The following is a 9410-nucleotide window of genomic DNA, read 5'->3' as shown; positions in this document are numbered from 1 at the left end:
GTCGATAGCCTTGAATAGAGGTTCCTTCTAGGTTCAAAAATTTGTCAAGTATCATAAGTAAAATACTCTGGTTTTTGGCTATTATATCAAATCTTAACTCGATTGTCTATCTTTTGGTATTAACCTGTTTGTGTCTAAAATCTCTCCCTGTATAAATTTCAGCTATTTTTGAGCGTAGGCACTATCATCGAATTTTATTTGAAGTTAATTATTTGCATAACAATTACCGAAGAGCCTCGGATCTTGTAGATGAGGTTTAGGGGCCAAAGCGCGAATTTGATGCGTTGTGGAGCCTTGTTTAATTGTGCAATCCATGACAATACCAAAAAGATTACCAGTTACAGAATAATCATAGTCGGTATTTTTTATTTCACCCTTGTAGGAAAAGTCATTCGTTTCCATGGCAATTTTCATCATCTTCTGAATGATAACACCCTGGTTTTCAGGGCTAAGCTCCCACTTTTCCATATTGCGTTTGGTGTCGCTGTATGAAGCTTTAACACCACCCGAAAGAAAATCAAAAAAACTCAGACCACCACTAACGTCTGTTTTGGCTAAATCACTATATAAATGCTGTTTTGATGCATCCAGAAGTGACTTCACCAAATTATCGAGATTTATGATATCGGCTGGCGTAACGCATAGCAGGTGAAGCTCAAAATCCACGTTGATATCACCATGTGCGGGAACAGTGTAGGTAACACCGGTAAGTTGTCCTTGGCCGTAGGAATCCACACTAACGCCGTCTTCACTAGAATCTAAAGCAATTAAAGGGAGTCGAATGTACATTTGATGACCTCACTATCTTTGAAAAAAGGGCTGTGGCGAAAGCGAAAGTCCGCCCCATAAAGGCCTAACTGTGTGATCGCCCTCTAGCACCCAGGTCAAGCAACAGCCCAACCCAACGCCAAAGGCGGATAGCAAAACAATACACATTCACCCCCACAACTGTATTAAAAGATACAATTTTATAAATCTTTACATTCTCCTCCCTTCAGATTTTGGGGTTTTTGGGGAGTTCAAGAGCTTGGACTTGTACAATAAAGTTGTACAAGTCTCCAAAGACCAAGCAAATTAGCGCTGAAAGCTTAAGGATTACAACCTTTCTCCCGTCGATCCTAGACATCATTCTAAAAGTCGGCACTTAAAGGGGTACGGGGGAAAGGAATCACATCGCGAATATTGGTCATTCCCGTCATGAATTGTACCAGACGCTCGAATCCTAAACCAAAACCGGCGTGGGGAACGGAACCGTAGCGACGCAGATCCAAATACCACCACAAATCATCGGGATTCATTCCCTGTTCCTGCATTCTTTGGATTAATACATCTAATCGTTCTTCCCGTTGGGAACCGCCGATAATTTCGCCGATCTTGGGCGCTAAAATATCCATAGCGGAAACAGTTTTATTATTGTCATCTAGACGCATATAAAAAGCTTTGATTGTCTTGGGATAATTGGTGACAATCACGGGGTTTTTAAATAGTTCTTCCGCTAGATAACGTTCGTGTTCTGACTGTAAATCTACGCCCCATTCTACGGGAAACTCGAACTGACGATCGGCTTTTTCTAATAACTCGATCGCTTCGCTATAGGTAATCCGGCCAAACTCACTATTAACGATATTTTCGGCCGTACTTAACACCGTTTTATCGATACGTTCGTTAAAAAACTGCAAATCTTCGGGACAATTTTCTAGGACGAATTTAAAGATATATTTCAGAAAAGCTTCCGCTAAATCCTGATCTCCTTCCAAGTCACAAAAAGCCATTTCCGGTTCCACCATCCAAAACTCGGCCAGATGACGGGAAGTATTAGAATTTTCGGCGCGAAAAGTCGGGCCAAAAGTGTAAACATTAGATAAAGCCATGGCCATTACTTCCGCTTGTAATTGTCCACTGACGGTTAAATAGGCCCGTTTACCAAAGAAATCCTCGGCAAAATTGGCGGGTTTTTTTAAATCTAAACTGGTGACAGTAAATAATTCTCCCGCACCTTCGCAGTCGTTAGCGGTAATAATGGGAGTATGTACCCAAATAAAGCCCTTTTCTTGGAAAAAAGTGTGGATAGCGGTAGCGCAAGCGTTTCTAACCCGCATTACTGCTCCTAGGGTGTTGGTTCTTGCTCGCAGATGGGCAATAGTTCTCAGAAATTCAAAGGAATGACGTTTCTTTTGTAGGGGATAATCCGGGGGACAGTCACCATAAAGGGTGATTTCGGCCGCTTTTAACTCGATATTTTGCCCTTTACCCGGGGAAGGAACCAAATTTCCCGAAACAGCGATCGCCGCTCCTGTACCAATTGTCTTTAGTACACTTTCATAGTCGGGTAAAGTCGGTTCGAGGATAACTTGTAAGTTGGCCAGGGATGAGCCATCATTAACTTCCAGGAAAGTAAATTCTTTTAATTCTCGTTTTGTTCTCACCCAACCCTGCACGGTGACGGATTGATCCGGTTGTCCTGTTTGAAAGATTTCCTTGATTCTGGTAGTCATCGCGTATCCCTATGTTAGAACCAAAGAGTATTTTAACTGAATGTCAGCAAAAGTCCCTCGCTTTTATGGACTTCTGCTGACTTTGTATATAGACAATTCTCGAAAACCATGTTATCATAGTTATAGTTTCTTGATAACTCTTATGTACAAAGCGTACAAATTCAGACTTAAGCCTAATACCGAGCAAGAAATAGCCTTAGCAAAAAGCTTTGGTTGTTGTCGTTGGTTTTGGAATTATTCCCTGAATTTATGCCAAGAAACCTATAAAACCACAGGAAAAGGACTGACACGAAACTATATTCAGGGACTATTGCCTAGTCTCAAAAAAGAATATGAGTGGTTGACAGATGCTTATTCCCAGTGCTTACAGGTTGTCGCTTTGAACTTATCCCAAGCTTATCAAAATTTCTTTGAGAAACGGGCGAGATTACCAAGATTCAAATCTAAACATGGTAAACAATCAATTAGCTATCCAGCTAATGTCAAATTTGAAGGTGACTACCTCAAATTACCGGGTAAAGTTGGATTAGTTTATTGTGTTCGTCATCGGGAATTTGCAGGAACAATTAAAACCGTTACTATCTCAAAAAACCCAGACGGTAAATACTACGCTTCTATTTTAGTTGATGACGGGCAATCCCCCCTGCCCCCCTTGATAAGGGGGGTGCCGAAGGCGAGGGGATCTACCCTTAATCAGGGGGGTGACGAAGGCGGGGGGATAGATGGAAAAGCCATAGGAATTGATTTAGGATTAACTCATTTTTGTATTACCAGTAATGGTAGTAAATATGATAATCCTAGACATTTAGCCAAACATCAACGTAATCTAAAAAGGAAACAACAAAAGTTATCGCGTAAAAAGAAAGGCAGTAACAACCGTCAAAAAGCTAGAGGTAAAGTAGCTAAAGTTCACTCTAAAATCTCAAGATGTCGTGAGGATTTTCTCCACAAGCTATCCCGTAAGATAGTTAACGAAAACCAAGTTATTGCGGTAGAAAATCTCAATGTCAAAGGCATCGTACGCAATCATAATTTAGCTAAGGCTATTAGTGATTGTAGTTGGGGAGTGTTTTGTACAATGCTTAAATACAAGGCAGAATGGGAAGGAAAAACTTATATCGAAGTTGATAGGTTTTTCCCTAGTTCTAAAACTTGTCATGTCTGTCTGAATCAAGTGGGTAGTTTATCCCTTGATGTTAGAATATGGACTTGTGAGCATTGCAAAACAATCCATGACCGGGACATAAATGCGGCGATAAATATTCGAGATGAAAGCTTACGGATACTTGTACTGAGCAAAGCCGAAGTATTGTCGTTAGGAACTAGCGATACTGCCTATAGAGGGGATATAAGACCAAAAGCTGGGCGTAAGTCCGTCTTGAGGCAATCCCCTGTGAAATAGGAAGCTCTCAAAGACCTTGAGAGTAGTTCACGATAGAAAGTTCAGATCAGGCTAAAATCAATCTCGAACAGGTCTCATGCTTCTGGTGGAAAAATTATTAAGTAAGCCCAAAAGCCGTAAATTAGCGATTTTTTTGGCTTTTATCGGCAGCATTCTCGCTTTACCCTTTCCTATCGCCGGTATTCATAAATTCTATCTCGGTCAACCTCTCTGGGGAATTATTTATCTTCTCCTCTGGCAAACTCCGATTCCCCGGGTGGCTTGCGCGATCGATGCAGTGTGGTATTTAATCCAAGATAACCAATTTTTCGCTAACTATTTTCCCACTGCCACCGCTGCTGCCACTGTCCCCAGTTTAGAGCCTAAACAAGTAGAGGCGATCGGGGCAGCTTTAAGGGAATTAGAGCGCCTCCGGCAAGAAGGATTAATTTCTGAGTACGAATTTGAAGAAAAACGGCGACAATTACTACAATGACACCGCAAAACTGGTTAGGGCGCACTTTTAACCCTTTAAAAGCCAAAATTAGCAATGATCCCTATTATCGCTTTCGTTCCCTCGATGAGATCGCTATGGCGGCGCAATTGGGCATTAAAATTAATGTCAGTCAAGCGGGTGTGGATGATTGGCTGCGATTGCCAGGGATATCCATCCATCAAGCGCGAATGTTGGTGGAATTGCTGGGGATGGGGGTAGAATTGCTTTGTCTTGAAGATCTAGCGGCTGCTTTGAGTGTTCCTGTGGCTAGATTGAAAGCTTGGGAACCGATTCTAGAATTTGCCTATTATAGCCCCGAAAGTCACCTCGCACCCCCTAAAATCAATCCTAACACCGCCTCGATCGAGCAGTTAACCACCCTGCCCCTGATCGGCGATAATTTGGCAGCTGCCATTATTAAAAGCAGAGAAGAACAGGGATTATTTAAGAATATTGTGGATTTTAAAGGGCGTTTATGCCTAGGCGCTCAGGAAATCTCCCAATTAATGCACTTTTTCCAGTTTTAATCCCAAATCCTCAGGAAAGGAGACAGGAGATAGGAGTCAGGAGATAGGAGATAGTAATCAGGAGACAGTAATCAGGAGATTATTTTTATTTATTCTCCCCATTTCCCCACTTCCCCACTTCCCCACACCCCACACCCCACACCCCACACCCCACTTCCCAGTAAATCTAAATGTCTTCAGATTCCTCCGCATCACTAGGGGGAACTAGGGCTACCGCAGCGATCGCATCGTCCTCATCGAGTTTTTGTACCCGGATGCCTCCGGCCGATCGCGATTGGGGAGTAATAGCATCGACGGATTGACGGATGATAATACCCCGTGCGGTGATAATCATAAATTCCTCGTTGGGGTTAACAACGTGCAGAGCCGCTAATTTATCGTTCTTTTTGCGGAATTTAATCACTCTGACTCCTAATCCCGCCCGATTTTGCAGACGTAGGAGGGTAACGGGAACCCGTTTTCCTAGTCCTGCCATGGTAATTGCTAACACCCAGGGGCCATTATTAGCCACTTCGGGGTTAATTTCTTCGCTTTCGTCCTCGGTTTCTTCTTGGTTAGATTCAGCGATTTGGGCGACAATTTGACTAGGCAGGATGTCCATACTAATTAATTCGTCACCTGAGCGCAATTTCATCGATTTTACGCCTTTAGTTGCCCTTCCCAGGGAGCGCAATTGTTGACTATCGGCCTTAAAATGAATTGCCATCCCCTGACGAGAACCGATAATGACGCTATCTTCCTCTTTGGCCAAGCGAACCCAACGTAGTTGATCACCGTCTTCGAGAGAAATGGCGATTAAACCGTTCGATCGAATATTACTAAAGGCAGCGAGGGCGGTTTTCTTGATAAATCCCTTTTGTGTGAGCATAATCAGGTAATTATCCTCGCTGAACTCGCTGACTGCCACCACCGAGGTAATTTTCTCCCCTTTGGGAATCTCTAACAGTTGCACGATGGGAACCCCGCGAGCGGTACGGGAACCGGTGGGGATATGATAGGCATTGAGACTATAGACAACCCCGCGATCGGTGAAAAAGAGAACGCTATCGTGATCGCGGCAGGTGATAAAGTGATCGATGCCGTCGTCTTCTTTCATTTTCGCGCCAGCTTTGCCCCTTGTTGCCCGATTTTGGGACTCAAAGGTATTAACGGGCATTCTTTTGATGTAACCCTGTTCGGTGACGAGAATTAAGGCCTGTTCGTTGGCAATCAGGTCAGTTTCGGCGATTTCTCCTTCCCGTTGTTCAATATGACTGCGACGGGGGGTAGCGTGAATCGTTTTGATCTGTTGCAGTTCTTCCTCGATAATGCTGTCGATCCGTTCTTTTTTGGCTAGAATATCCTGAAGATCGCCGATTTTTGTCAGTAATTCCCCGTGTTCTTGCTGAATTTTCTCCGATTCTAGGGCGGTTAACCGTCGCAGCTGCATTTGTAGGATTGCGTCCGCTTGCACCTCTGAAAGACCAAAATTCTGCACTAATCCCTCTTTTGCACTAGCTGTGTCGGCAGCACTGCGAATCAGGGCAATGACTGCATCGAGACTAGCGAGGGCAATTAGTAAACCCTGAAGGAGATGATCTCTTTCCTCGGCCTTGCGGAGTTCATAACGGGTACGACGGGTGATAACTTCTAGGCGAAAATCGAGGAAAACCCGGAGAAACTCCCTTAAAGTCAGTAATCTCGGTTCGTTATCGACTAATGCCAACATATTCGCCCCAAAATTCGACTGGAGGGGCGTTTGTTTATAAAGATTGTTGAGGACGACGCGGGGATAGGCATCCCGTTTCAGTTCGATCACTACCCGGATGCCGTCGCGATCGCTTTCGTCCCGCACATCAGAAATACCGTCTATTTTGCGATCATTGACCAAATCGGCGATTTTTTCGATTAATGCCGCTTTATTGGTTTGATAGGGTAGTTCGGTGATAATAATCGCATCTCGATCAGGTCTTCCCCTTTGTTCGATGGTTTCAATGGTGGCGACTCCCCGCAGGGTAATGGAACCCCGGCCGGTGGTGTAAGCTTCCTGAATACCGTCTCTGCCAAGGATATGCCCCCCGGTGGGAAAGTCCGGCCCTGGGATATAACGCTGTAATTCCGTATCGGTGAGATCTGGGTTATGGATGAGGGCAACGGTTCCATCGATAATCTCGGCCAGGTTGTGGGGGGGGATATTGGTGGCCATACCGACGGCGATACCCGATGAGCCATTAATTAGCAGTTGTGGGACTCTAGAGGGTAAAACCACGGGTTCCTGTTGGGAACCATCGAAGTTATCGGCAAAATCGACCGTTTCTGACTCGATATCCTGTAGTAGGGCGTTGGTGGCCAGGGTGTGCAGACGACACTCGGTATAACGCATGGCTGCCGGGGGATCGTTATCGATCGATCCGAAGTTACCATGACCGTTAATTAGGGGATCGCGCATGGAGAAATCCTGGGCCATGCGGACGAGGGCATCGTAAACAGCAGTATCCCCGTGGGGGTGGTATTTTCCTAATACTTCCCCGACGACTCTAGCGCATTTCCGGAAGGGGCGATCGGGGGTTAATCCTAGTTCGTACATCGCATAAAGAATGCGCCGGTGTACGGGTTTCAGTCCGTCCCTAGCGTCGGGCAAGGCGCGCCCAACGATGACGCTCATGGCGTATTCTAGGTAGGAACGGGACATTTCATTGCTTAAGTCTGTGGGGACGACATGATCCTGGGCGGCGGTCATAGGGGGGTTAACTCCAATAACAAGGCAAAAAAAGCGTTTTTGTGATTAAATTCGCTAAAAGTCGGGTTTTTACCCTTTTGATGTGCAGAATATGCCCATTTGTACGACTATTTTACCATAAAATCTCTCTTTTTTGGGGTTTAGAATAGTGTCAAGTTAGTAGTGATCACAACAGGAAAAAGCAAATGGTGAAGACCACTTTTAGCAGTTTTTCCCTCGATAATTAGGATAAAATAAAAATGCGATCGAGAGTTAATACCATGGCCCGATCAGCAGCTCAAGAATCGATGATGATTGAGCTTAATGATCCCTTAACTCCAGCGAAGACTATTAACCTGATTTTCCCAGCGCAAAAATTCCCCCAAAATGCTTACTCCTCTCCTCTGGCAAAGTGCCAATCCCCACCCCGATAATCTGGAGAATTTCCAAATTATTAGCCAATGGTGGCAAGATTTAAATCTTAAGGAAGTCTTCTGGCAACAGCGTTTAATTCCCGCTCCTGGCTCTCTGGAAGATATTAATTGGGAGCAGCAAGGTTTTGATGAAAAATTTATCATTCAACTGCCCCAAATTCGGGGGATTACCCTCTATTGGCATAAATCTACTTTTGCTGACGAAAGAAGCATGACACCTAAACAATTAATTTTAGATCGGGAACGGGAGCAATTAGACATTTATCCCCAATCCCAAGCTAGTTTAGTTATTCGGGTGACGAAACCCCATCTGGTTTATCAAAAATTCGAGCTAAAAAATCCTCTCCTGGTCGGCAAAAAAGCAGAAAGTGAATATATTTTACTGTTCAGGGATAAAGAACAGCAAATAGAAGTTAAAATTAATCTCAGTCCTGAAAATTATCGGCAATTTCTAGAAACCATGACCGAGGATCAATAATGTGGCAGGGAAACCTAGAACTAATTTACACGCAAAAAAATCTCGCAACCGAGATTAATCACGTCTATGCTACCGCCCCTTTAAAAGTACAAAGACCTTTTTATCCCGAGGGAAAAAATCTTTGTCATACGGTGATTTTACACACGGCGGGGGGAATAGTTGGGGGTGATGTTCTGCAACAAAAAATTCATCTCCAAGCCGCTACTAATGCCCTGATTACCACTGCTTCTGCCGGAAAAGTTTACCAGAGTAATGGTCAGATGGCACAGCAATTAATCGAGATTAAAATTGATGACAATGCCGGTTTAGAATGGCTACCCCAAGAAACAATTATCTTTAATGGTGCGGTATTTCGCCAACATTTACGAGTGGATTTAGGGGAAAATAGCAGTTGGCTGGGATGGGAAATTACCCGTTTTGGCCGCAGTGCGCGAGGGGAGAAATTTTTAGCGGGAGAATGGCATTCTAATTGGGAAATTTGGCGATCTGGACAACCTTTATGGCTCGATCGATCCTGCCTGTTAGGTGGTAAAATGATCGAGGGATTTTCTGGTTTAAATGATAGCGCCCTGATCGGTACTTTAGTTTATATCGGTCAACCGGTGGACAGAAATTTAATTGAGAAAGTGAGAGATTTTTCCCTAGAAGGAGAGATGGGAGTTACTAGCACTTTAGGAGATGGTCTTTTATGTCGTTATCGGGGTAATTCTAGCGGTGAAGTGCGACAATGGTTTCAGCAGGTTTGGCAAATTTTAAGGCGAGAAATGAGCGATCGAGAGGCAATTATTCCGCGAGTTTGGTTATCTTGGTAAAGGCGGTCAATTAAACCTCTTGCATAATTAATTTTTGAGGGTTCAAAAACGTCAAAAATAGGGATTAAATCGCATAAAATCTGTAAATA

At 44.0% G+C, this 9410-nt stretch carries 8 protein-coding genes; 5 read left to right on the top strand and 3 right to left on the bottom strand.

The genetic code is table 11. The annotated features are described in order from the left end of the window. Positions 1 to 204 precede the first annotated feature (204 nt). Positions 205 to 789 carry a hypothetical protein gene (locus O9334_RS16250; RefSeq protein ID WP_288001204.1) on the bottom strand — a complete coding sequence of 195 codons (585 nt, stop codon included), beginning with the start codon at positions 787 to 789 and terminating at the stop codon, positions 205 to 207. A gap of 341 nt (positions 790 to 1130) precedes the next feature. Next, positions 1131 to 2495, bottom strand: coding sequence for an asparagine--tRNA ligase (asnS, locus tag O9334_RS16245; RefSeq protein WP_288001201.1), 1365 nt, complete (start codon positions 2493 to 2495; stop codon positions 1131 to 1133). Positions 2496 to 2637: 142 nt separating this feature from the next. Between asnS and O9334_RS16240 the strand changes: the two genes are divergently transcribed. The 3 genes from O9334_RS16240 to O9334_RS16230 all read left to right on the top strand — a co-directional run bounded on the left by O9334_RS16240 (position 2638) and on the right by O9334_RS16230 (position 4899). Beyond that, complete coding sequence (locus O9334_RS16240) at positions 2638 to 3897, top strand: RNA-guided endonuclease InsQ/TnpB family protein (protein WP_288001198.1); 1260 nt, start codon at positions 2638 to 2640, stop codon at positions 3895 to 3897. A gap of 76 nt (positions 3898 to 3973) precedes the next feature. Beyond that, on the top strand, positions 3974 to 4372 hold the full coding sequence (locus O9334_RS16235) for an NINE protein (protein ID WP_045360152.1): 399 nt from the start codon (positions 3974 to 3976) through the stop codon (positions 4370 to 4372). Next, positions 4369 to 4899: a ComEA family DNA-binding protein gene (locus tag O9334_RS16230; protein WP_045360154.1), complete on the top strand. Its 531-nt coding sequence runs from the start codon at positions 4369 to 4371 to the stop codon at positions 4897 to 4899. Before O9334_RS16235 ends, O9334_RS16230 begins: the two co-directional genes overlap by 4 nt. 166 nt (positions 4900 to 5065) lie before the next feature. On the opposite strand, the gene gyrA is transcribed toward O9334_RS16230, so the two are convergent. After that, positions 5066 to 7618, bottom strand: coding sequence for a DNA gyrase subunit A (gene gyrA, locus O9334_RS16225; RefSeq protein ID WP_288001194.1), 2553 nt, complete (start codon positions 7616 to 7618; stop codon positions 5066 to 5068). A gap of 366 nt (positions 7619 to 7984) precedes the next feature. On the opposite strand from gyrA, the gene O9334_RS16220 reads away from it, so the two are divergent. Continuing rightward, positions 7985 to 8509 carry a hypothetical protein gene (locus O9334_RS16220; RefSeq protein WP_190380706.1) on the top strand — a complete coding sequence of 175 codons (525 nt, stop codon included), beginning with the start codon at positions 7985 to 7987 and terminating at the stop codon, positions 8507 to 8509. Then, complete coding sequence (locus O9334_RS16215) at positions 8509 to 9321, top strand: urease accessory protein UreD (RefSeq protein ID WP_288001193.1); 813 nt, start codon at positions 8509 to 8511, stop codon at positions 9319 to 9321. The genes O9334_RS16220 and O9334_RS16215 overlap by 1 nt, the downstream gene beginning before the upstream one ends. Positions 9322 to 9410: the final 89 nt, after the last annotated feature.

This window comes from Microcystis sp. LE19-8.1F, from assembly GCF_027531715.1.
Lineage (GTDB): Bacteria > Cyanobacteriota > Cyanobacteriia > Cyanobacteriales > Microcystaceae > Microcystis > Microcystis wesenbergii_A.
The sequence above is the reverse complement of the archived record's forward strand: the minus strand, read 5'-3'. Positions and strand labels throughout refer to the sequence as shown.

Bases quoted from the DNA above. Each gene is read 5' to 3' on its own strand.
- O9334_RS16250 (WP_288001204.1), bottom strand. From the start codon at position 789: ATGTACATTCGACTCCCTTTAATTGCTTTAGATTCTAGTGAAGACGGC.
- asnS (WP_288001201.1), bottom strand. From the start codon at position 2,495: ATGACTACCAGAATCAAGGAAATCTTTCAAACAGGACAACCGGATCAA.
- O9334_RS16240 (WP_288001198.1), top strand. From the start codon at position 2,638: ATGTACAAAGCGTACAAATTCAGACTTAAGCCTAATACCGAGCAAGAA.
- O9334_RS16235 (WP_045360152.1), top strand. From the start codon at position 3,974: ATGCTTCTGGTGGAAAAATTATTAAGTAAGCCCAAAAGCCGTAAATTA.
- O9334_RS16230 (WP_045360154.1), top strand. From the start codon at position 4,369: ATGACACCGCAAAACTGGTTAGGGCGCACTTTTAACCCTTTAAAAGCC.
- gyrA (WP_288001194.1), bottom strand. From the start codon at position 7,618: ATGACCGCCGCCCAGGATCATGTCGTCCCCACAGACTTAAGCAATGAA.
- O9334_RS16220 (WP_190380706.1), top strand. From the start codon at position 7,985: ATGCTTACTCCTCTCCTCTGGCAAAGTGCCAATCCCCACCCCGATAAT.
- O9334_RS16215 (WP_288001193.1), top strand. From the start codon at position 8,509: ATGTGGCAGGGAAACCTAGAACTAATTTACACGCAAAAAAATCTCGCA.